The 20,935-nt window shown below is 69.4% G+C and carries 21 protein-coding genes and 1 tRNA gene; 9 read left to right on the top strand and 13 right to left on the bottom strand.

Features of this window, described 5'->3' with window-relative positions; genetic code table 11:
• Positions 1-27 precede the first annotated feature (27 nt).
• Positions 28-103 (top strand) — tRNA-Lys (locus BKK80_RS16670).
• 143 nt (positions 104-246) lie between these two features.
• On the opposite strand, the gene BKK80_RS16665 is transcribed toward BKK80_RS16670, so the two are convergent.
• The 3 genes from BKK80_RS16665 to BKK80_RS16655 form a co-directional block, all read right to left on the bottom strand.
• Positions 247-738, bottom strand: a complete 492-nt coding sequence (locus tag BKK80_RS16665; RefSeq protein ID WP_071014761.1) for a DUF3318 domain-containing protein — start codon at positions 736-738, stop codon at positions 247-249.
• A complete protein-coding gene (locus BKK80_RS16660) occupies positions 735-1,115 on the bottom strand; it encodes a phage holin family protein (protein WP_071014758.1) in 381 nt (126 codons plus the stop codon). The genes BKK80_RS16665 and BKK80_RS16660 overlap by 4 nt, the downstream gene beginning before the upstream one ends.
• A gap of 145 nt (positions 1,116-1,260) precedes the next feature.
• Entirely contained in the window at positions 1,261-1,578 is a 318-nt protein-coding gene (locus tag BKK80_RS16655) for an ElaB/YgaM/YqjD family protein (RefSeq protein ID WP_335582867.1), read from the bottom strand.
• 261 nt (positions 1,579-1,839) lie between these two features.
• On the opposite strand from BKK80_RS16655, the gene BKK80_RS16650 reads away from it, so the two are divergent.
• Positions 1,840-2,478, top strand: a complete 639-nt coding sequence (locus BKK80_RS16650; protein ID WP_071070249.1) for a peroxiredoxin — start codon at positions 1,840-1,842, stop codon at positions 2,476-2,478.
• 172 nt (positions 2,479-2,650) lie between these two features.
• On the opposite strand, the gene BKK80_RS16645 is transcribed toward BKK80_RS16650, so the two are convergent.
• Complete coding sequence (locus BKK80_RS16645) at positions 2,651-3,844, bottom strand: acyl-CoA dehydrogenase (RefSeq protein WP_071014751.1); 1,194 nt, start codon at positions 3,842-3,844, stop codon at positions 2,651-2,653.
• A 276-nt stretch (positions 3,845-4,120) separates the two neighbouring features.
• Between BKK80_RS16645 and BKK80_RS16640 the strand changes: the two genes are divergently transcribed.
• Entirely contained in the window at positions 4,121-4,936 is an 816-nt protein-coding gene (locus BKK80_RS16640) for an IclR family transcriptional regulator (RefSeq protein ID WP_071014749.1), read from the top strand.
• A gap of 30 nt (positions 4,937-4,966) precedes the next feature.
• On the opposite strand, the gene kynA is transcribed toward BKK80_RS16640, so the two are convergent.
• From kynA to kynB, 3 genes are all read right to left on the bottom strand, one after another.
• Positions 4,967-5,848 carry a tryptophan 2,3-dioxygenase gene (gene kynA / locus BKK80_RS16635; RefSeq protein ID WP_071014746.1) on the bottom strand — a complete coding sequence of 294 codons (882 nt, stop codon included), beginning with the start codon at positions 5,846-5,848 and terminating at the stop codon, positions 4,967-4,969.
• 12 nt (positions 5,849-5,860) lie between these two features.
• Positions 5,861-7,117, bottom strand: a complete 1,257-nt coding sequence (gene kynU / locus BKK80_RS16630; protein WP_071070247.1) for a kynureninase — start codon at positions 7,115-7,117, stop codon at positions 5,861-5,863.
• Between the two features lie 104 nt (positions 7,118-7,221).
• Positions 7,222-7,869 (bottom strand): arylformamidase, encoded by a 648-nt coding sequence (gene kynB, locus BKK80_RS16625; RefSeq protein ID WP_071014742.1) that lies wholly within the window; start codon positions 7,867-7,869, stop codon positions 7,222-7,224.
• Between the two features lie 150 nt (positions 7,870-8,019).
• Between kynB and BKK80_RS16620 the strand changes: the two genes are divergently transcribed.
• Positions 8,020-8,490 carry an Lrp/AsnC family transcriptional regulator gene (locus BKK80_RS16620; RefSeq protein ID WP_071014740.1) on the top strand — a complete coding sequence of 157 codons (471 nt, stop codon included), beginning with the start codon at positions 8,020-8,022 and terminating at the stop codon, positions 8,488-8,490.
• 34 nt (positions 8,491-8,524) lie between these two features.
• Here the strand turns inward: BKK80_RS16620 and BKK80_RS16615 are convergent, their stop codons facing one another.
• Both BKK80_RS16615 and BKK80_RS16610 read right to left on the bottom strand, forming a co-directional pair.
• Entirely contained in the window at positions 8,525-8,971 is a 447-nt protein-coding gene (locus BKK80_RS16615; protein WP_071014737.1) for a MarR family winged helix-turn-helix transcriptional regulator, read from the bottom strand.
• A gap of 12 nt (positions 8,972-8,983) precedes the next feature.
• Complete coding sequence (locus tag BKK80_RS16610) at positions 8,984-9,541, bottom strand: flavin reductase family protein (protein ID WP_071014734.1); 558 nt, start codon at positions 9,539-9,541, stop codon at positions 8,984-8,986.
• 142 nt (positions 9,542-9,683) lie between these two features.
• Between BKK80_RS16610 and BKK80_RS16605 the strand changes: the two genes are divergently transcribed.
• The 5 genes from BKK80_RS16605 (at position 9,684) to msrA (ending at position 15,157) form a co-directional block, all read left to right on the top strand.
• Positions 9,684-10,754, top strand: coding sequence for a 2,5-dihydroxypyridine 5,6-dioxygenase NicX family protein (locus BKK80_RS16605; RefSeq protein ID WP_071038076.1), 1,071 nt, complete (start codon positions 9,684-9,686; stop codon positions 10,752-10,754).
• On the top strand, positions 10,751-11,593 hold the full coding sequence (locus BKK80_RS16600) for an alpha/beta fold hydrolase (RefSeq protein WP_071070245.1): 843 nt from the start codon (positions 10,751-10,753) through the stop codon (positions 11,591-11,593). Before BKK80_RS16605 ends, BKK80_RS16600 begins: the two co-directional genes overlap by 4 nt.
• A 154-nt stretch (positions 11,594-11,747) precedes the next feature.
• Positions 11,748-12,992: an acyl-CoA dehydrogenase family protein gene (locus BKK80_RS16595; RefSeq protein WP_071014727.1), complete on the top strand. Its 1,245-nt coding sequence runs from the start codon at positions 11,748-11,750 to the stop codon at positions 12,990-12,992.
• Positions 12,989-14,554 (top strand): class I adenylate-forming enzyme family protein, encoded by a 1,566-nt coding sequence (locus tag BKK80_RS16590; protein ID WP_083384128.1) that lies wholly within the window; start codon positions 12,989-12,991, stop codon positions 14,552-14,554. The genes BKK80_RS16595 and BKK80_RS16590 overlap by 4 nt, the downstream gene beginning before the upstream one ends.
• Positions 14,555-14,614: 60 nt before the next feature.
• Positions 14,615-15,157, top strand: a complete 543-nt coding sequence (gene msrA, locus BKK80_RS16585; RefSeq protein WP_071070242.1) for a peptide-methionine (S)-S-oxide reductase MsrA — start codon at positions 14,615-14,617, stop codon at positions 15,155-15,157.
• Between the two features lie 39 nt (positions 15,158-15,196).
• Here msrA and BKK80_RS16580 read toward each other — a convergent pair whose 3' ends face one another.
• The 4 genes from BKK80_RS16580 to BKK80_RS16565 form a co-directional block, all read right to left on the bottom strand.
• Positions 15,197-16,267: a DUF72 domain-containing protein gene (locus BKK80_RS16580; RefSeq protein WP_071070240.1), complete on the bottom strand. Its 1,071-nt coding sequence runs from the start codon at positions 16,265-16,267 to the stop codon at positions 15,197-15,199.
• A gap of 40 nt (positions 16,268-16,307) precedes the next feature.
• Positions 16,308-17,546 carry an SAM-dependent methyltransferase gene (locus BKK80_RS16575; RefSeq protein WP_071014719.1) on the bottom strand — a complete coding sequence of 413 codons (1,239 nt, stop codon included), beginning with the start codon at positions 17,544-17,546 and terminating at the stop codon, positions 16,308-16,310.
• Between the two features lie 206 nt (positions 17,547-17,752).
• Positions 17,753-18,391 (bottom strand): pyridoxamine 5'-phosphate oxidase, encoded by a 639-nt coding sequence (gene pdxH / locus BKK80_RS16570; protein WP_071014716.1) that lies wholly within the window; start codon positions 18,389-18,391, stop codon positions 17,753-17,755.
• Between the two features lie 184 nt (positions 18,392-18,575).
• Positions 18,576-20,816, bottom strand: a complete 2,241-nt coding sequence (locus BKK80_RS16565; protein WP_071070238.1) for an AsmA family protein — start codon at positions 20,814-20,816, stop codon at positions 18,576-18,578.
• Positions 20,817-20,935: the final 119 nt, after the last annotated feature.

Below are 20,935 nucleotides of genomic sequence, written 5' to 3'. Positions count from 1 at the left end.
GACTATAATCGCTGCTTCAGTTTTTTCGGGTCGTTAGCTCAGTCGGTAGAGCAGCGGACTTTTAATCCGTTGGTCGCGTGTTCGAGTCACGCACGACCCACCAGAATTGCAAAAAGCCCGTGGCGCAAGCCACGGGCTTTTTTGTTTGCGGTGCCGGGTGAAGCGGATCGTCGAATCGCGCGGATCGTCGAATGGTGGACCGTCGCGTCGCACATCGGCAGGGCAGGCGACCGCCTGCGCCTGCGCTCAGGGTTGCCGGCCCGGAGCCGGCGCGTCGGCCGGCGTTTCCGGGGCCGGGCTGCCGTCGGCATTGCCCTGCTGCCCTTCGCTCCAGCGCTGGTAGGCCAGGTAGCCGGCGCCGGCCAGCATGCCCACCTTGGACAGGTTCCAGGCCCAGCGCGCCAGCGGTGTCTTGCGCAGCAGCGGCAGGGCCAGCGAGACGGCCGAGCTCAGCAGTGGGTGGTCGCGCGCCACGCCCAGTACCTTGAGCACGGTCGGCGCGTTGCCGGTGCCGGGCAGCCAGTGGCGCAGGCGGGCCAGTCGTCCGGTGCTGCCGCGCACCTGGCTGACGGCCTGGGAGAAGTCATAGCGCTCGAGCGCGGCTCGGGTGAGCAGGAGTTCCTTGCGCACCGCCAGCGGCAGCTTGGCTTCGCGCGACAGGCGCACCGGGCGGGCGTGCGGCCGGCGCTCCGCTGCGGTGTTGCTGGCGGTGTCGGCCTTGTGGTCCGGTGCGCTCATTGGCGTAGCACCTCGCGGTCTTTGTCGATCTCGGCCAGCGTGGCCTCGAACAGCGGCGGCGCACGCCGCACGATATTGCGTGCCGCCAGCAGGCAGGCGGCACAGGCGGCGCCGTCGATCAGCACCAGTGCGCCGAGCGCCTGCCAGCGGTAGGTGTCCCAGAAGACGATCGCGATCAGCACGGTCAGCGTCACCATTGCCAGGCCGAAGAAGACCAGGCCGAAACAGGCGAGCAGGGCGACCCGCAGCAATCTTGCGCGCTCCTCGGCCAGCTCGACGCTGGCGAGTTCCAGGCGCGTCTGCAGCATGGCCACGACCGAGCCGGCCAGGTTGCGCAGCGACTCCAGGAATTTGGGTGGGGTGGGCGATTCGCTCATGCGCTCATGCGGATGGGGCGTGGCTACGTGCGCCCGGACCCGGCGCGGCCGGCCACGGGCAGGAAGGGCCGCGGGCGAGGCCCGTCGGCATGTGGATGGCGAGCCGCGGCCGCCGCCGCCCGGGGCGCGCCGCGGCCGCGCGTGATCACTTGCGGTTGAGCAGCAGGCCGATCAGCAGGCCGACGCCGGCGGCCACGCCCACGGCGCGCCAGGGATGGTCGTGCACGTAGTCGTCGGTGGCGCGGGCCGCAGCCTTGCTCTTGGTGACGACGGCATCCTGCAGGTCCTGCGCCTTTTCCTTCGCTTGCTTCAGCAGCCCCATGCCGCGTTCACGCAGCTCGGCAGCTTTTTCGCCAGTGGTCGAGGCCGCTTGCTTGAGCAGTTCTTCGGCATCGGACAAAACGGTCTTGACATCGCTCATCAGTTTCTCCTGTTTGCGGGCGGTTGGTACGGATATTGACATTGTGCCTGCCTCGCGCCGCCTTGGGCGGATTCTCGCGTGCTTCCTAGCATATGTGGCACCCCGGCGTGGTTTCAAGACCACGCGATGCGGGGTCACGGCCCAGTGCTGCGCGCAGCACGGTGGCAGATGGCTGACACATGCCCTTATGCGCTGGAGTGATTTTGTCGTGACTTTATATTCGTTCGGGTTGGATCGCAATCCGGCTACGCTGGTTCCCATCTGATTTTTGCTTGCGCCATTTCTGTAATCAGGAGGGAAAACATGACATTGCGCCTGGGCGATATCGCCCCCGACTTTGAGCACGATTCCAGCGAAGGCCCGATCCGCTTCCATCAGTGGCTGGGCAGCGACTGGGGGGTGCTGTTTTCGCATCCGGCCGACTTCACGCCGGTCTGCACCACCGAACTCGGCCTGACGGCCAAGTTGAAGGACGAGTTCGCGCGGCGTAACGTCAAGGTGATCGCGCTGTCGGTGGACGGGGTGGAGTCGCACCGCGGCTGGATCCGCGATATCGACGAAACGCAGGGTACCTCGGTCAACTTCCCAATCCTGGCCGACGCGGACCGCAAGGTGGCCACGCTGTACGACATGATCCACCCGAACGCGAGCGAGACCTTCACCGTGCGCTCGCTGTTCGTGATCGACCCGAACAAGAAGGTGCGGCTGACCATCACCTATCCCGCCAGCACCGGACGCAATTTCAACGAGATCCTGCGCGTGATCGATTCGCTGCAGTTGACCGACAGCCACAGCGTGGCGACGCCGGGCAACTGGCAGGACGGCGACGATGTGGTCATCGTGCCGTCGCTGAAGGACGAGGAAGTGATCCGCCAGAAATTCCCGAAGGGCTACCGGGCGGTCAGGCCATACCTGCGCCTGACCCCGCAACCCGGCAAATGATGCCGGCGTGCCAGGCATAAGCTGCGCGCTCTGCGAAACGGCAGCGGCGCGCCGGGCCTGGGCCCGCGCGCGCCGCGATCGGTGCAGTCAACGACGGGGCAGCCCGTCGTCTCCTTGGTAGTGTGTGTTCGGCCCGGCGCTGCCGGGCCATTTTTCATGCCGGCGGCAGGTTTCAGAAGAAGGCCTGGATGCCGGTCTGGGCGCGGCCCAGGATCAGGGCGTGGATGTCGTGGGTGCCTTCGTAGGTATTGACCACTTCCAGGTTCACCACATGGCGGATCACGCCGAACTCGTCCGAGATGCCGTTGCCGCCGAGCATGTCGCGCGCCACGCGGGCGATGTCCAGCGACTTGCCGCAGGAATTGCGCTTCATGATCGAGGTGATTTCCACCGCGGCGGTGCCTTCGTCCTTCATGCGGCCCAGGCGCAGGCAGCCTTGCAGGCCCAGCGTGATCTCGGTCTGCATGTCGGCCAGCTTCTTCTGGATCAGCTGGTTGGCGGCCAGCGGGCGGCCGAACTGCTTGCGGTCCAGCGTGTACTGGCGGGCGGTGTGCCAGCAGAATTCGGCGGCGCCCAGCGCGCCCCAGGCGATGCCGTAGCGGGCCGAGTTCAGGCAGGTGAACGGTCCCTTCAGGCCGGCCACGCCGGGCATCAGGTTCTCTTCCGGCACGAAGACCTGGTCCAGCACGATTTCACCGGTGATCGAGGTGCGCAGGCCGACCTTGCCGTGGATGGCGGGCGCGCTCAGGCCCTTCCAGCCCTTTTCCAGGATGAAGCCGCGGATGGCTTCCTTGCCGTCGTCGCCGGTCAGCTTGGCCCACACGACGAAGACATCGGCGATCGGCGAGTTGGTGATCCACATCTTGGCGCCGCTCAGCTCGTAGCCGCCCGCGACCTTCTTGGCGCGCGTGATCATCGAGCCCGGGTCGGAACCGTGGTTCGGCTCGGTCAGGCCGAAACAGCCGATCCACTCGCCGGTGGCCAGCTTGGGCAGATACTTCTGCTTCTGTGCTTCGCTGCCGAATTCATAGATCGGCACCATCACCAGCGACGACTGCACGCTCATCATCGAACGATAGCCCGAGTCGACACGCTCGACCTCGCGGGCGATCAGGCCATAGCTGACGTAGTTCAGACCAGGGCCGCCGTACTGCTCGGGGATGGTGGGGCCGAGCAGCCCGAGTTCGCCCATCTCGCGGAAGATGGCCACGTCGGTCTTCTCGTTGCGGAACGATTCCAGCACGCGCGGTGCCAGCTTGTCCTGGCAGTAGGCGGCGGCGGCGTCGCGCACCATGCGTTCGTCGGCGCTCAGTTGCTGGTCGAGCAGCAGCGGGTCGGCCCAGTGGAATTCGGCGTTTGCGGCCATGGATGTCTCCTTCGGTAATGCAGTCGGGTCAGATGGCCGGCGTGCCGGCCAGGGATGGGAATGCGGTAGCCTGCTGGTCTTGCGTAGTTCCGCATTGCGGAACTTTGTTCCGATGAGTTAGTATAGCGTAAAGATACCGGCCGGCAATAGTGTCGTGGGCCGGCCAGTCCCGGCGCCGGCCGAGGCCCATGCATGCGCTGTCTGCGGCATATGGTGAGATGCGGCGCCGGCCGAATGCTTGCGGGACCGTTCCAATCCGAGCGCAGGAGCGCCATCTTGTCCAACCGCCAATCCACCCCCGCCACCCTTGCCGCTGCCGAGCCGCCTGCGCGCGAAAGCGATCCCAACTTCGTCACCGCGCTGGCGCGCGGACTCGAGCTGCTGCGTTGTTTCCGCACCGGCGAGGCCATGCTGGGCAACCAGGACTTCGTGCGCCGCACCGGCCTGCCGAAGGCCACGGTCAGCCGCCTGGCGGGCACGCTGGTGCAGCTCGGCTACCTGCGCTACGACGACAGCCTGGGTAAGTACGCACTCGATGCCGGCGTGCTGGCGCTCGGCTACGCCTACCTGTCGGCGTCCGACGTGGTGGCGCTGGCGCGGCCGCACATGCTGGCCTTTGCGCAGGCCTACGGCGTGTCGGTGTCGCTCGGCAAGCGCGAGCGGCTGGAGGTGATCTACCTGGAGTCGATCCGCAATGATGCGGGCGTGATGCTGGGGCTGGGGGTGGGGTCGCGCTTGTCGCTGGTGTCCAGCTCGATGGGGCGCGCTTACCTGGCGGCCCTGCCGCAGGCGCGGCGCGAGCGGGTGCTGGCCGAGTTCGCGCAGGCCTTCCCGGAGCAATGGAAGCAGCAGGAGGCGCCGATGCGCGTCGCGCTGGCGCAGGCCGGGCAGGACGGCTACGCAGCCTCGTTCCGCGACTGGCATCCGGCCATCCACGCCTGCGCGGTGGCCTTCCGCCCGGTGGGGGAAAAGGAACTGCACATGCTGAGCTGCAGCGCTTCGTACGGGTCGGTGCCCGAGGCGTTGTTCCGCGATACCCTGGCGCCCGCGCTGCAGGCGCTGGCGGCCAGGTTGTCGGACCCGGCGGCCTGAGCCGGCGGGCCGTCGCGAGCGGAGCGTGTCTTACAGGTCGGTGCGCAGTTTCCAGAGCTCGGGGAACAGCACCACGTCGAGCATCCTGCGCAGGTAGCTGACGCCTTCGGTGCCGCCGGTACCGCGCTTGAAGCCGATCACGCGCTCGACCGTGGTCACATGGCGGAAGCGCCATTGGCGGAAGGCATCTTCGAGGTCGACGAATTTCTCGCCCAGTTCGTACAGTTCCCAGTGCGCGTCCGGCTTGCGGTAGACCTCGAGCCAGGCGGCCTCGACCGAGGCGTTGTAAGCGGTCGGCTGGGTCCAGTCGCGTTCCACGCAGTCCGCGTCGATGGCGAAGCCGCGCCGCGCCATCAGGCGCACCGCCTCGTCGTAGAGGGACGGCGTGTGCAGGGCCGTTTCCACCAGTGCCAGGTGTTCCGGACGGTGCGCGTGCGGCCGCAGCATGGCCGCGTTCTTGTTGCCGAGGATGAACTCGATCTCGCGGTACTGGTAGGACTGGAAGCCGGACGACATGCCGAGGTAGGGCCGCATCGCCGAATATTCCGGCGGCGTCATGGTGGCGAGCACGTTCCAGGCCTGCACCAGCTGGTCCATGATGCGCGACACGCGCGTCAGCATCTTGAACGCCGGCGGCAGCCGGTCTTCCTTCACGCAGTCGCGCGCGGCGCGCAGCTCGTGCAGCATCAGCTTCATCCACAGTTCCGTGGTCTGGTGCTGCACGATGAAGAGCATCTCGTTGTGGTCGGGCGAGAGCGGGTGCTGGGCGCTGAGGATCTGGTCCAGGCCCAGGTAGTCGCCGTAGCTCATGTCCTTGGCGAAGTCCATCTGCGCGCCGTGCCAGCCGTCGGCACCGCCCTGGCCGCCCTGGGCGGCCGCGCCCGACATCGGGCATCCCTTGTGCTGAGTCATGCTGCGCCTCCCTCAGGTCACCGTGCTGCGGATCTGGAAGCGGGCGTCGCGGTAGCTGCCGCTGTCGAGCACGTCGCGCAGCACCTCGACCGCGTCCCACACCTCGGTGAAGCTGGTGTAGAGCGGGGTGAAGCCGAAGCGCGCGATGCGCGGCTCGCGATAGTCGCCGATCACGCCGCGGTCGATCAGGTTGGCCATCACGGCATAGCCATCCGGGTGGGCGAAGCTGACCTGGCTGCCGCGGCGGCCGTGCTCGCGCGGCGTGATGAGTTCGAGCGGGTGGTGGCCGCAGCGCGTTTCCACCAGTGTAATGAACAGGTCGGTCAGTTGCAGCGACTTGGCGCGCAGCGCCTGCATGTCGGTCTGCGCGTAGATGTCCAGGCCGCACTCCACCAGCGCCATCGAGGTGATCGGCTGGGTGCCGCACAGGTAGCGCGCCACGCCGGAACGCGGACGGTAGCCGGGTTCCATGGCGAAGGGCGCGGCATGGCCCCACCAGCCCGACAGCGGCTGCCAGAAGGCATCGCGCAGCCCCGGCGCGACCCAGACGAAGGCCGGCGAGCCGGGGCCGCCGTTCAGGTACTTGTAGGTGCAGCCGATGGCGTAGTCGGCCCCGGCTGCGGCCAGGTCGACCGGCACCGCGCCGGCCGAATGGCACAGGTCCCACACCGCCAGCGCGCCCTTGGCATGGGCCAGCGCGGTCAGCCGGGCCATGTCCAGCATCTCGCCGGTCTTATAGTTGACGTGGGTCACCATCAGCACGGCGGTGTCGGCGCCGAGCGCCGCCTCGATCTGCTCGGGCGAGTCCACCAGCTTGAGCGAGTAGCCCTGCTGCAGCAGGTCGGCCAGGCCCTGGGCGATGTAGAGATCGGTGGGGAAGTTGCTCGACTCGGAGACGATCACCTTGCGCGCGGGATCGCGCGAGGCCTGCACGCGCAGCGCCGCCGCCAGCACCTTGAACAGGTTGATCGAGGTGGTGTCGGTCACCACCACCTCGTCCTGGCCGGCACCGACCAGCGGCGCCAGCTTGTTGCCCAGCCGCTGCGGCAGTTCGAACCAGCCGGCGCTGTTCCAGCTGCGGATCAGGCCGTCGCCCCATTCCTCGGCCACCACCGCGGCGGCGCGTTCGGCCGCCGCGCGCGGGCGCGCGCCGAGCGAGTTGCCGTCGAGGTAGATCACGCCTTCGGGCAGCGCGAACTGCTCGCGCAGGTGACGCAGCGTGTCGTCACGGTCGAGTGCGAGGCAATGCTCGCGGGTCAATGTGGTCATGGCAGGGACAGGTCTGGTCTGGCGGAACGGGCCGGTATCGGAGAGGGACGCGGCAGGGTTGGGCAGGGTTGGAAGGGCCGCCGGGCGGCGGCGCAAAGGTGCGCTCAGCCGAGCGCGCGCAGCACCGCGCGCACCGGGCTGGCGTCGAGGCCGGCCAGGCGCAGCGGCAGCGCGATCAATTCGTAGTCGCCCTCGGGCACCGCATCGAGCAGCAGGCCTTCGAGAATGGCCATGCCGTGGCGGCGCACGGTACGGTGCGCATCCATGGTCTTGGACTCCTGCGGGTCGACCGAGGGCGTGTCGATGCCGACCAGGCGCACGCGGTGCGCGGCCAGCAGCTCGATGGTCTGCGGCGCGATGGCGCAGAAGCCGGGATCCCACTGCGCCAGCGGCGCGCTCCGGTAGCAGCGCAGCAGCACGCGCGGCGGCGTGCCGGTCAGCGCGTGCTCGATGTGGCGGGGCTCGACCAGGGGGGAGGCATCCAGGCAGTGGATGACGCGGCAGGGGCCCAGGTAGGGCTCCAGCGGCACCGCGCCGATCGGCGCGCCGTCGGCCGCGTAGTGCAGGGGGGCGTCGGCATGGGCACCGGTGTGCGGTGACAGCGTGATGCGGCCGACGTTGACCGGGCAGCCCGGGCCCATTTCCCAGGCCGGCTGCTGCTGGAACGGGGTGTCGCCGGGCCAGACGGGCGTGGCCGGCGAGAGCGGCGGGCTGATGTCCCAGAGCTGACGGGAGGTGGCGTGGTCGGTCATGACGGTGGGTCGCCGCAGGGGCGCGCGCAGGCTGTCGATGTCGGCATGATAAGCAAAAATGCAGGCAAGATGCTTGCTATTTCCACTATGAATGCGATGTCCTATCGCATAGAATTCGAAATAACAGCGTCAAAAAAGAATTTTCTGCGAATGCAACTCGACCCCACCGATCTGCGCATCCTCGCCTGCCTGCAGGAGAACGGCCGTATCAGCAACCAGGACCTCGCCGAGCGCGTGGCGCTGTCGCCTTCGGCCTGCCTGCGGCGCGTGCGCCTGCTGGAGGAGGGCGGGGTGATCGGCGGCTATCGCGCCTGGTTCGATGCCGAGCAGCTCGGCCTGGAGATCGAGGCGATCGTGCAGGTATCGATGCGCCACGACGTCGACGACTGGCACGACACCTTCAATGCCGCCGTGCAGTCCTGGCCCGAGGTGGTGTCCGCCTACATCATCACCGGCGACAGCAACTACATCTTGCGCGTGCAGGCGCGCAACCTGAAGCACTACTCGGATTTCATCGTCAACCGGCTGTACCGCACGCGTGGCGTGATGGACATCCGCTCCAATATCGTGCTGCAGCGGATCAAGACCGGCGGCTCGCCGCTGGATGTGCTGAAGGCCTGATGGTCCCGTTCCGCGAGGCGGCGGGTGGCAGGTGTCAGCGCCCGGTGTGCAGCGCGATCAGGCGGCGCAGGGTGTCCTTGAGCTGCTGTCCCTGCTGCGTGCCGAAGTCTTCCAGCACGGCGCGCTCATGGGCGGCGGCCTTGGCCAGCAGCGGCCGCGCGCGCGCGCGGCCGGCCGCCGTGATCCACACCAGGGCGGTGCGGCGGTCGGTTTCGCCGCTGCGGCGCTCGACCAGGCCTTCGGCAGCCATGCGGTCGAGCAGCTTGGTCAGCGTGGGCTGTTTGTTCAGCGTGATCTGCGCCAGTTCGCCGACCGGGCAGCCGCTGCGGTCGGCCAGGGTCGCCAGCACCCGCCATTCGGCCACGCTCAGCCCGGCCGCTTCCACCTGGCGGTGGAATTCCCCCGACACCAGGTGGCTGGCGCGCGCCAGCAAGTAGGCCAGGTAGCCGTCGACGAAGGGCTCGCGGGCGTCGTCCGCCATGGCCGGGCCGGCTCAGTCGCCGAGCGGGGAGGTGGTGGAGAAGGCGCCGCCGTGGAACACCAGGGGGTGCCCGCCGCTGCCCGGCACGCCGCAGCGTTCCACTTCGCCGACGAAGATGATGTGGTCGCCCTCGTCGTAGCGGCTGCGGTTATGGCATTCGAACCAGGCCAGGGCATTGGCCAGCACGGGCAGTCCGGTCTCGGACAGGCGGTAGTCGACGCCGGCGAAACGGTCGCCTTTGAGCGTGGCGAAGCGCTGGCACAGGTCGAGCTGGGAGGCCGACAGCACATTGATGATGTAGTGCGAACCGTCGCGGAACATCGGCAGGCTGTTGGCGGTGGTGGCCATGCTCCACAGCACCAGGGGCGGGTCCATCGAGACCGAGTTGAACGAGCTCGCGGTGATGCCGACGAAGGGCGTGCCGGCGCCGGATGCCGCGCGCGTGGTGATGATCGTCACCCCGGTGGCGAACTGGGACAGGGCGCGGCGGAAGTGCTTGGCGTCGAAGTCGGGAGAGGCGGCGCGGCCGGCGTGGCGGGGGGCGTGCGGCTCGGGCTCAGGCATGCCCATGTCTCGGGCTCCACTGGAATCCATGAAATTTCATATATTATTTGCGCCAGGGCCAGGAATCACAAGCACAAGCTAAGCACACGCCAAGGCGCTGGCCGCCCGCCATCGGTGGGATCGCGCACACAAGGCAGGAGGAGATGACATGCTCGTCGAGCAGATCGAACACCGCTGGCTGGCGGCGTTCCGGCGTACCCTTGAACTTTGCGGCCTGACCGGCACGGAGGTCGTGGGCATTGTAACGGAGTCCCAATCCCGGCGCGTCAACGTGGAATTGGCCGAGCTGGCGGTGCAGTCGCTTGGCGCCACGCCGGTGCGGATCCAGGTGCCGACGCCGGCACTGAGCGCGCCGGCACCGGTGCGCTCCACCGGCGCGAGCGACGCGCTGCAGCAACTGGCACCGGTGGTGGCCGCCCTGTCGCGCTGCCACCTGGTGCTGGACTGTACCGTCGAAGGCCTGCTGCACGCGCCCGAACTGCCGCACATCCTGCGCGGGGCCGATGGCGTGGTGCCGCGCCTGCTGATGATCAGCAACGAGCACCCCGAGATCCTGGAGCGCTGCCTGCCCGACCCGGCGCTGGAAGGCAGCGTGCGCGCCGCCATGAAACGTCTGCGCGGCGCGCGCGAGATGCGCGTCCACAGCGCCGCCGGCACCGAGCTGCGCATCGGGCTGGGCGAGGCACGCGTGGGCGGCGTCTGGGGCTACTGCAACAAACCCGGGCAGGTCGCGCACTGGCCCGGCGGCCTGTGCCTGGCCTTCCCGGCACGCGGCCAGGTCAACGGCACCCTGGTGCTGGCGCCGGGCGATGTCAACCTGACCTTCAAGACCTATCTGCGCGATACCGTGGTCTGTCATATCGAGGATGACTACATCCTCGCCATCGAGGGCCAGGGCGTGGATGCCGACATGATGCGTGGCTATTACGACGCCTGGGCGCAGCGCGAGGGCAACCGCGACGCCTACGCCGTCTCGCACGTGGGCTGGGGCCTGAATCCGGCCGCGCGCTGGGACGCCATGACCTTCTACGACAAGCGCGACTGCAACGGTACCGAGCTGCGCGCCTTCGCCGGCAATTTCCTCTATTCGACCGGCGCCAACGAGGTGGCCGGGCGGCATACCCTGGGACACTTCGACCTGCCGCTGCGCCATTGCACCATCACGCTGGACGGGCACCCCGAGGTCGAGCAGGGCCGCCTGACGGAGGCCGCCGCATGAGCCCGACGCGATCCACGCCGGCCGGCGCGCCGGCACGCCGCCTCCATGCCAACGGCATCGCCACGCTGGAGCAGGGCGAGGGCACCGTGACCGTGGTCCTGCTGCACGGCATCGGCGGCGGCAAGGCCGCCTGGCCCGAGCAGCTCGCCGCGCTGGCCCGGGCCGGCTACCGTGCGCTGGCCTGGGACATGCCCGGCTACGGCGACAGCGCCCTCATCGACCCCTACGACTTCGACGGGCTCGCCGCCGCCCTGGCGCCGCTGCTGCAGGCCGAGCGTGCGGCCGGCCGGCGCGTGGTGCTGCTCGGCCACAGCATGGGCGGCATGGTGGCGCAGCAGGCCTGCGCCGCCACGCCGGCGCTGATCGACGGCATGGTGCTGTCAGGCACCTCGCCCGCCTTCGGCAAGCCCGGCGGCGACTGGCAGCGCGACTTCGTCGCCGCGCGCACCGCGCCCCTGGACGCCGGCCGCAGCATGGCCGAGATGGCGGCGGGGCTGGTGCGGGCCATGGTGGCACCGGATGCGCCGCCGGACGGGGTGGCGTTCGCCACCGCCGTGATGGCCGCGGTGCCACCCGCTACCTACCGTGCCGCGCTTGGCGCGCTGGTGCGCTTCGACCAGCGCGAGGCGCTGGCACGCATCGCCGTGCCGGTGCTGGCGCTGGCCGGCGAGCACGACAACAATGCCGCGCCCGCGGTGATGGAGCGCATGGCGCAGCGCATTGCCGGTGCCGAGTACCACTGCCTGCCCGGCGTGGGCCATCTCGCCTGCATGGAGCAGCCGGCGCTGTTCAATGCGGCGGTGCTCGACTTCCTCGCGCGGCGCTTCCCGCCCGCCTGAGCGGCCTGCCTGGCCGGCTTGAGCGGCTGCATCCGCTGCCTTCCGGCGACTGTCCTGCGCTGGCAGGGCGTACACCTCACCCCGTGCCGGCCTTGCCGGCCACCACCAGAACTGGCGCCGGCCCTCGCCGGCGGCGCCTACAGGAGACCGCGACATGCCCTTGGATTTCACTCCCGCCGTCGGCGGCGCCGATTTCACCGAAGCGCAGGCGCGCCTGCTGGCGCTGGCCAATCGCCTCGGCCGCGAGTCCTTCGCGCCGCGCGCCGCGACCTGGGATCGCGAAGCCAGCTTTCCCTTCGCCAACTACGACGACTTGCGCGAGGCCGGCCTGCTGCGCCTGTGCGTGCCGCGCGCCTTCGGCGGCGAGGGCGCGGATTTCGCCACCTACTGCATGGTCGGTGCCGAGATCGGCCGCTTCTGCGGCGCCACCGCGCTGACCTACAACATGCACATCTGCTCAACGATGTGGACCGGCGTGCTGGCCGACGGCATCGGCATGACGCCCGGGCAGCGAGCCGAGCACGAGGCGCGCCGCGAGCTGCATTTCGCGCGCGTGGTGCGTGATGGCGCGATCTACGCCCAGCCCTTCTCCGAAGGCTCGGCCGCCGCTGCCGGCAAGGCACCGTTCGGCACCAGCGCGCGCAAGGTCGAGGGTGGCTGGGTGCTGAACGGGCGCAAGATCTTCGCTTCGCTGTCGGGCGCGGCGGACTATTACGGCATCCTCTGCACGGAAGACCGCGGCGACCAGCATCCCGACATGCGCGACACGCTCTACATCGCCGTGCCGGGCAGGGCCGAGGGCGTGAGCGTCACCGGCGAGTGGGATCCGCTGGGCATGCGCGGCACGGTATCGCGCACGCTGCTGCTCAAGGATGTGTTCGTGCCCGATGCCGAGCAGCTGATGCCGCGCGGCGTCTACCACAAGGCGGCGCAGACCTGGCCGGCGATGTTCTTCACGCTGGCGCCGACCTACCTCGGCGTGGCGCAGGCCGCCTACGACTTCACCGTGCAGTACCTGCGCGGCGAGGTGCCGGGCCAGCCGCCGGTCAAGCGGCGCATGTACCCGACCAAGCAGATCGCGGTGGCGCAGATGCGCATCCAGCTGGAAAACATGCGCTCGATCTTCTGGCGCGTCATCCACGAGGCGCGCCCCGATCCGTCCAAGGACGAGCGCCTGCGCCTGTACGCCGCGCAGTACACGGTGATGGAGGGCGCCAACGACATCGCGCGGCTGGCGATCCGCACCTGCGGCGGCCAGTCGATGCTCAAGGACCTGCCGCTCGAGCGCCTCTACCGCGACTCGCGCTGCGGCGCCCTGATGCTGCCCTGGACCGCCGAACTGGTGCTCGACCGCATGGGCCGCGAAACGCTGTACGAAGCCGGCGAGCGCGACGAATGAGCGCCGCCGTGAGCGCTTCCGCTGCCGCCGGCGGGGCCGGGCAGGCAGCCACCCTGGCCGAGGCGCTGCAGGCGCAGGCGCTGGCCGCGCCGCAGCGCCCGGCGCTGCATCATCGCGGCCAGACCTTGTCGTACGGCGCATTGTGGCAGCGGGCGCAGGCGGTGGCGGCCAGCCTCGCGCGCGATTGGGGCATAGGCCATGGCGACCGCGTCGCCACGCTGTGCCTGAACCACGAACGGCAGCTGGCCCTGCTCTTCGCCTGCGCGCGGCTGGGGGCCATCCTGGTGCCGCTGAATTACCGGCTGGCCGTGCCAGAACTGCAAGCGGTGGCGCAGCATGCGCAGCTTGCCGTGCTGTTCCACGACGACATGCATGCCGCGCAGGCGCGGGAGGTTGCGCAAGGCCTGTGCCGGCACGGGCCGCTCGGCGGGCTGGGCGAGGCGCTGCCGGATCCCGCGGCGGGCGGCTCGGGCGGCCCTGGTGGCGCCGTGGACGGTGCCACGCCGCTGCTGCTGGCCTACACCTCGGGCACCACCGGCCAGCCCAAGGGCGCGCTGCACACGCAGGCGGGCATGCTGGCCAACGCGCGCGCGAGCTGGTGGGCGCACGCCCTGCAGCCGCAGGACCACGTACTGTCGGTGCTGCCGCTGTTCCACGTCGGCGGCCTGTGCATCCAGACGCTGCCGGCGCTGCTGGCCGGCGCACAGGTCACGCTGCACGACCGCTTCACGCCGGAGGGCTGGCTGCAGGCGCTGGCGCTGCAGCGGCCGACCCTGGCCCTGATGGTGCCGGCCACCTTGCGCGCGGTGCTGGAGCATCCGGACTGGCCGGCGGCCGACCTGTCCTCGCTGCGCGGCGTGATGGCCGGTTCCTCGCCGATCCCGCTGTCCTATCTCGAGGCCTTCCACCGGCGCGGCGTGCCGCTCGGACAGGTCTATGGCGCCACCGAGACCGGCCCGGTGTCGGTAGCGCTGCGCCTGCCGCAGGCCATGGCACGCGCCGGCGCCGCAGGCTGGCCGCACGCCGGCGCCGAGGTGCGCCTGGTGACGCATGCCGGCGGCGAGGCCGAGCCGGGCGAGGTGGGCGAACTGTGGCTGCGCGGCGACAACCTGATGCAAGGCTACTGGCGCGAGCCCGCGCATCCCGACTTCGTCGACGGCTGGTTCCGCTCGGGCGACCTGGCGCGGCGCGATGCCGATGGCTGCCTGACGGTGGTGGGCCGCAGCAAGGACATGATCATTTCGGGCGGCGAGAACATCTATCCGGCCGAGATCGAGAATGCGCTGCTGGCCCTGCCAGGCGTGCAGGAGTGCGCGGTGGTGGGCCTGCCCGATCCGCGCTGGGGCGAGGTGCCGGTGGCCGCCATCGTGCCGGCACCGGACGCCGACCGCGAGGCGCTCGGCGGCGAGCGCCTGCGTGCCGCGCTGGATGGCCGCATCGCCCGCTTCAAGCTGCCGCGCGAGGCCGTGCTGCTGGACGCGCTGCCGCGCAGCGCGCTGGGCAAGGTGCTCAAGCCGCAACTGCTGGCGCTGCTGGCCCGACCGGCGCGGCCGCGCGGCTGATGCCTGACGCTGCGCGGGGCAAGCGGCTATGCTAGAGGCATTGCCAAGGGAGCGAAGTCTATGGAAAACGGACTGGAGATCGCCACGCTGGGTGGCGGCTGTTTTTGGTGCCTGGAGGCCGTGTACCAGCAGGTGCGTGGCGTCAAGGCGGTCGAGTCCGGCTACAGCGGCGGCCATCTGCGCCAGCCGAGCTACGAGGAGGTGTGCAGCGGTGACAGCGGACATGCGGAGGTGGTGCGCGTCAGCTTCGATCCGTCCGTGGTCACCTACCGCGAGATCCTCGAGATCTTCTTCGCCATCCATGACCCGACCACCTTGAACCGCCAGGGCAACGATGTCGGCACGCAGTACCGCTCGGTGATCTTCACCCATTCGCAGGCCCAGCGCGCCACCGCCGAGCATGTGCTCCACGAACTGGAGGCGGGCAAGGTGTTCGATGCCCCCATCGTGACCCAGGTCGAGCCCGAACAGCCGTACTGGCGTGCCGAGGATGGCCACCAGAACTACTACCAGGACCATCCGGGGCAGGGCTATTGCGCCGTGGTGATCTCGCCCAAGCTGGCCAAGTTCCGCGCCCGCTTCGCCGAGTTGCTGCGGCGCTGAAGCGCCCGGCCGGGGCCGCCGTGTCCGGTAGCCCCGGCTTCAGCCCTGCCAGCGCGCGGCGATGGCTTCGGCCAGCCGGATACAGCTCAGCGGGGCCGAGCCCTCGGCCTTGTTGCTGACGATCACGTAGGCCGGCTGGCCGGCGCGCAGCGTGCGCACCACTACGTCCGCGATGGCCTCGCGCGTCGGCACATCTTCTTCCACCAGCTTGTCGAAGGGCGCGTAGATCGATTCCGCCAGCTCGTACGGCCGGCCGCCATGCAGCATCCAGCGCAGCACCAGCGGGCCGGGCCGGCCTTCGTCGAGCAGGGCCTGGGCCGCGGCCTGGCGTGCCACCGGCGGCAGGCGGTCGCGCGCCGACAGGCAGAAGCGCACGCCGCGCGCGCGCAGCAGCTTGATGTAGCGCGGCGTCAGCAGCGCGGCGTCGCGCAGCTCCACCGCGTAGCAGGCATGCGGCGTGAGGCTGGGGTCGAGCGGCGGCAAGGCCGAGAGGAAGGCGTCCAGGCGCGCCAGGAAGGCGCAAGCATCGTCGGCCATGGCTGCCAGCGGCGATAGCTGGAACAGCAGCGGGCCGCATTTCGCACCCAGCCCGGCGGTGGCCGGTTCGATGAAATCGCGGATCGCGCTGGCGCTGTCCAGGAAGGCGGCGTTGGCCAGCCGGCCCGCACCGTCGGGGCCGCGCAGCCAGGCGTCGCAGACGCTGGCCGGCGCCTTGACCAGGAAGCGGAAATGCTCGGGTACCTGCGCCGCGTAGGCCAGGTGGTCGGCCAGCGGGATGGGAGCGTAGAAACCGCGGTCGACGCCCGCCGCGCGCAGCAGCGGATGGTGCGAATAAGCGGCCAGCCCCTTGCGTGAAAGCAGGCTCTCGCTGTATTCGCCCTGGTAGACCAGCCCGTCCCAGCCGGGGTAGGACCACGTGGATGTCCCCAGGTGCAGGCCAGGCGGCAGGCGCGCGGCGAGCGCCGCCAGCGCCGGGTCGGGCGGCATCGGCAGCACCGCCTTGCCGCGTGCGGCGCGGGGCGGCGGGACGGGGGAGGGGATGGCCGGATCGGGGCCGGAAGGGGCGCCCGCCGCGCCGGGCGGCAGGTCGCCGAACAGGTCAGCGGTCAAATCGTCGGTCGGAGTCGCGTCCGTCGCGGGCGGGCCCGGCTCAGGACTTGTCGTACATATAGCGGCGCGACCACGGCAGCGTGGTGGCGGACCTGCCTGCCTTGCGGCACACCACCTGGAACAGCGCCATCTGGTCGGTCTCGAAGGCGTGCGCGCAGCCCGCCAGGTAGATGCGCCAGATGCGGTATTTCTTCTCGCCGACCATGGCGCGGATGGTTTCGCCCTGCTGCTCGAAGCGGTCCGCCCAGTTGTGCAGCGTTTTCATATAGTGCCGGCGCAGTCCCTCCACGTCCAGCGCCTCGAGGCCGCCCTTCTGCATGGTGGTCAGCACCAGGCCGATATGCGGCAGCTCGCCTTGCGGAAACACGTAACGGTCCATGAACTCGGAACCATCCATCGGCGAGGTACCGATGTCGGGGTCGGGCGAGGTGATGCCGTGGTTCATGGCGAAGCCATCGTCGGCCAGCAGCTCGCGGATGCGGCTGAAGTAGGCGATCAGGTTCTTCTTACCTACGTGCTCGAACATGCCGACGCTGGTGATGCGGTCGAAGGTGCCCCGGATGTCGCGGTAGTCCTGCAGGCGGATCTCGACGCGGTCCGCCAGGCCTGCTGCCTTGACGCGCTCCGTGGCCAGGTCGAACTGGTTCTGCGACAGGGTGATGCCGACGCAGCGTGCGCCGAATTTCTGCGCTGCGCGCAGTACCAGCGCGCCCCAGCCGCAGCCGATATCGAGCAGGGTCTGTCCCGGCTGCAGGCGGATCTTGGTCAGGATGTGGTCGATCTTCTGCAGCTGGGCGGTGGCGAGGTCTTCGTCGCCGCGCTCGAAGTAGGCGCAGGAATAGACCATGCCGGGATCCAGCCACAGCTTGTAGAAGTCGTTGGAGACGTCGTAGTGGTACTGGATCGACGCCTTGTCTTCCTGCTTGCTGTGCGTGAAGTGGTGCGCCACCTTGGCCAGCGCGCCGCCGGCGCGCCGGGTCGCCGCCGCGGACAACTGGTAGCCGACCGAGATGATGTCGGCCAGCTTGCCGTCGAGGTCGATCTTTTCCTGGACGTAGGCTTCGCCCAGGTTGTCCAGGCTCGGGGTCAGCAGGAAGGGCAGGGCGGCGGCCTCGCGCACGGTCAGGGTGACGGCCGGGCGCTCGAACCTGCCCAGCGCATATTCCATGCCGTTCCACAAGCGGAGTTGCACGGGAATGTCGGCGTTCTCGCGCAGGTCGGAGATCCAGTGATCCAGTTGCTTGTCCAGCTGCTTGTCGAATGCTTGCTTGAAAAACATGCGGCCATCCTCCGGAGGGTTACGGCGCACTCCCCGCGACCACTGCCACGCGCGCAGGCACGAAACCCGCACGCCGCCGTGGGGTGTTGCCAACAAGTCGGTAAAGCAATATGGATGGCACTTTACGCCAATTCTTTTTCTTGTGCAGAGACCGCCCCAGCAACAATCCGGATCAACCCGATGCCCGCTCTCGGAAGGGAAGGCGCTCAGGGCGAAAGCCGCACGATATGCCAGCTGCCATCGTCCTGGCGCCGGTAGCCGATGCGGTCATGCAGGCGCGACGGGCGTCCCTGCCAGAATTCGATCCAGTTCGGCACCAGCCGGTAGCCGCCCCAGTGCGTGGGGCGCGGCGGGTTTTCGCCGAACTTCGCGCGGAAGTCGGCCTCGCGCTGTTCCAGTACCTCGCGGCCGCTCACTTCCCGGCTTTGCTCGGACGCCCAGGCTCCCAGGCGCGAACCCAGCGGCCGGGTGGCGTAATAGGCATCGCTTTCGGCCTCGGTGACCTTCTCGACGCGGCCTTCCACGCGCACCTGGCGCTCCAGTTGCACCCAGTGGAAGAGCAGGGCCGCGCGCGGGTTGACGGCGAGGTCCAGGCCCTTGCGGCTTTCGTAGTTGGTGAAGAAGGTGAAACCCTGCTGGTCCAGGCCCTTGAGCAGCACGATGCGCGCGGACGGCTGTCCGTCGGCGTCGACCGTGGCCAGCGTCATGGCGTTCGGCTCCGGCAGTTTCGCGTTGATGGCTTCGTCGAACCAGCGCTGGAACTGCTGCATGGCATCGGCGGCCACATCGGTTTCGGAGAGCGCGCCCAGCACGTAGGTGCGGCGCAGGTCAGCAAGTTGAGTCATGTCGGATTCAATGGGAGATCGGCGCGGCGCCGGAGCCGGCAAGCGTGCCGGCCACATCCGCTCTTCGAGTATAGCGAAAGCACCGCGGGCGGATTTGCGCAGGCGCAAGTGCTGCGGGGGCCATTGGTGCGCGGCGGTGTCCGACAGCGGGAGCGATCTTGCCTAGCGGCATGGCATGCTCCGGTCAGCCGCCCTGGGTATACGTATCCGCCCGGCCTTGCCGGATCGGCGGGGGCGGCGCAGGCGGGTCTGCCCCCTTGTCCGGCCTGGGGTTGTGGCTGGGGCCAGACGCGGGGCGCGGTGGCACGGGGGTGCCCGGACGGTGCTGCAGCTCGCCCAGCAGCTTGCTGCATTGGCTGTCCTGCCTGGATGACAGCTCGGTCAGGGGCAGGATGGCCGTGGCCACCGGCGCCAGCACGGCGAGCGCGATGACGCTGCCGGCGCGCAGCGCCAGCACGCCGGCATCGGGGCTGACCGAGGGATGCTGGAAGGTGCCGCCGACGTAAAGCGGAGCATTCAGCGAGAGGAGCCGCACGCCCTTGGCCTCGGGGCGCACCGTCAGGGCCAGTTTCTCGTCGCTGAGGTCGATGGCGCCGGTGGTGCGGATCACGGCCGCGTCGGTATCGAGCACGAAGGTGCGGGCGGTGGCAATGCCCTTGTCGAAGCCGAAATCGCTGACACCGCATCGGATGCGCACCGGCTTGTCGCCGAACAGCTTGGTCAGCACCACGCTGCCTACGTTCAGGCCCATCGCTTCCAGCAGGAACTTGCTGATGGTGCCATCCTCGACCAGCAGCCGGGCCTCGCCGTTGGCGCTGCCCAGCATGGCCGCCACGGAGTTGCCGCGCGCCCCCAGGCGCGCGCTGCCGTTGAGCTCGCCGAGGCTGGCCTTCATCGATTCGAAGGTAGGAAAGAGCTGCTTGAGTTTCAGGTGGCGTGCGGTCACGTCGATGTTGGCGGCCAGCGGCGCACGCTTGCCATCCAGCTTCAGTGTGGAAACCAGGCTGCCGCCGGCCACGCCGAAATCGAGCGGATCCAGGGTCACTACGCCATCGCGCAGCAGCAGGTGGCCGTGCAGGTCAGTGACAGGCAGCGCCTTGTCGCGCACGATGCGCTTGCCGGCGAAGGTCACGTCGGCATCGATGCTGTCCCAGCGCTCGGTGCGGAAGGGCGCCACCGGCAGGGCCTTGCCGGCCGGCTGCTTGACCGGGCTGTCTACCGCAGCCCTGCCCGGCTTGGCGTCGGCACCGATCAGCGGCGCCAGGTCGACCAGCCGCAACTCGGACGAAGCGACCTTGCCGGACAGCAGCGGGCGCGGCTCGTGCTGGGCGAAGGTAAGCGAGCCCGACAGGTCGCTGCCGCCGAGCCGCCCGCTGAAGTTCTCGTAGCGGTACACCGAAGCGCCAGTCTGCAGCGTGGCGCGCAGTCTCCCGCGCGTCTCGTAGGGCGGGGTCGTGGGCAGGGTGATGCCGGTCAGCGGATAGAGCCGGGCCAGGTTGTCGCCGCTCAACTGCAGCCGGACGTCGAGCGCTGCGAGGTGGGCCGGGTTGGTCAGGGTGCCTTCGAGGGCCACGCGCGTGTTACCGATGCGGACATCGGCCTGCAGCGGGAAGGGGGTGTCGCTGTCGCGCAGGCTGAGCACGCTGCCGGCCTTGCCGCTGCCGCTGATGGTGGCCTGGTTGTAGCGTCCGCTGGCTTTCCAGCGGATGCCGTAGGGCGAGTCCCCGGGCTCGGCGGCGGCCGCGCTGCTGCCGGCGGCGGAGGCGGCGGGCGGGGCCGCCGCCGCGGCGGATGAGGCGGCCGGGCCCGCCAGGGTGGCGGAGGCGCTCTGCGCGTCGCGCGCGCGGTCGCCGTACAAGCCGTCGTCGCCGATGGTGTCCACGGCGGCCTGCAGTTCGATCTTCTGCACCTTGTCCGACAGGGCCAGGTTGCCGCGCGTCAGCACCACCTCATCGACGTCCAGGCCCCAGTGCGGCGCGGTGCCGCCACCGCCGAGCGTGAAGGTCCAGTTATTGCGCTGGTCGGCCAGGCGTTCGAGCCAGACCGCGGGGCTGTCCAGTACCAGGCGGGGAATTTCGATGCGGCGCGCCAGCAGCGGTAACGGACGCAGGACGAAGACCAGTTCGCCGATGCTGAGCAGGTTGGGCTCGCGCGCCCAGTCCGGGTTGCCGACGGTGATGTCGCGGGCCGACAGGCGTGGCCACGGCACCCAGGTGCGCCAGCCGATTTCGCCGACGGCGCTGCGCCAGGTCAGGACGAGGTCCCCGTTGATGGCGAAGGGCCGGCCGATGGCGTCGGACACCTTCTGGTTGAGCCAGGGCTTGAGGCGGTTCCAGTCGAAGGTGAGCAGCAGGATGACGATCAGGCCGACCAGCACCAGTGGTGTCAGCAGGCTCCAGGCGACAGCCTTGCGGCGCAGGGACATGGGGACGGACTCCTGGGCGGGGAACGGGCGCTCACCATGGTGTGGCGAGCAGGCCACGATTCCATCTATTGTATAGTTGCGCGCCGCCGGCGCCTGTCGGATTGCCTCCGATTCGCGCC

Origin of the sequence: Cupriavidus malaysiensis, from assembly GCF_001854325.1 — a bacterium.
Classification (GTDB): Bacteria; Pseudomonadota; Gammaproteobacteria; order Burkholderiales; family Burkholderiaceae; genus Cupriavidus; species Cupriavidus malaysiensis.
The sequence above is the reverse complement of the archived record's forward strand: the minus strand, read 5'-3'. Positions and strand labels throughout refer to the sequence as shown.